This window comes from Leucobacter holotrichiae (assembly GCF_055791005.1).
The window spans coordinates 1-764 of sequence record NZ_JBVUAC010000042.1 but is presented as its reverse complement, the minus strand read 5'-3'; the positions used below and the strand labels follow the sequence as shown (position 1 = coordinate 764).

Sequence of the window (764 nt, the reverse complement as noted above, 5' to 3'; positions counted from 1 at the left end):
CATCACTGAACTTGATCGGCATAACTGCCATCCTTCCAGCACAGCTTCCCAGCTATGCGGTCTTGGACTCAACCAAAGCTTCAGCAGACCCCCTAAGGACAGCAAGAACCCCTGCCACTCACTTTGAGCAGTAGGGGTTCTTGGTCAGCAGAGTTAACCCCTACAGGTACGGTTGCGTGATGAGTTCGAGATAGTGGCCGGACGGGTCGAGCAGATAGACGCCTCGCCCACCGTGCTCATGGTTGATCTCTCCGGGCTTCGTGCGCTGCGGGTCGGCCCAGTGGTCCCAGCCCCGTTCCTTGATCTTCGCGTAGGCGCGGGCGAAGTGCTCGTCGTCCACGAGATAGGCGTAATGCTGTGGCGGGAACTCGAACGGCAGCGGTCCGGCGAACTGGAGCATCACCCCGCTGCCGATCTGGATGTTCGTGAACGCGCCCCACGACTCAGCGGGTGTTGCTTCCAGCATGTCGATGTAGAACTCGGCCATGGTCGGCGGGTCAAGCGAAGCGATGATGGTGTGGTTGAAGTGTGCAGTCATGGATTCTCCTTGTCTTCGTTGATGTGATTCTGGGATCGCATCAACGCAAGGAGGCGCACGGATCAGGAAACGACCAGATGGCCTTCCCGGGTACGGCCGCCGTGGGCCTGGCTGGTCTTCATCGGTTCCATCCTACCAGGAAGAGCCGGGGGCCTTGACCCTTGATCGTGGACACGGTGTTACAGGTGGTTATGCCGCCATGGGTAGCGTAGCGGAGGTGTTGGCC

Annotated in this window: 1 protein-coding gene; it reads right to left on the bottom strand. The window is 59.7% G+C overall.

Going from position 1 to position 764, the window contains the following annotated elements:
- Positions 1–160 precede the first annotated feature (160 nt).
- Positions 161–538 (bottom strand): VOC family protein, encoded by a 378-nt coding sequence (locus AC0KXF_RS15195; protein WP_473109967.1) that lies wholly within the window; start codon positions 536–538, stop codon positions 161–163.
- Positions 539–764: the final 226 nt, after the last annotated feature.

Bases quoted from the DNA above. Each gene is read 5' to 3' on its own strand.
- AC0KXF_RS15195 (WP_473109967.1), bottom strand. From the start codon at position 538: ATGACTGCACACTTCAACCACACCATCATCGCTTCGCTTGACCCGCCG.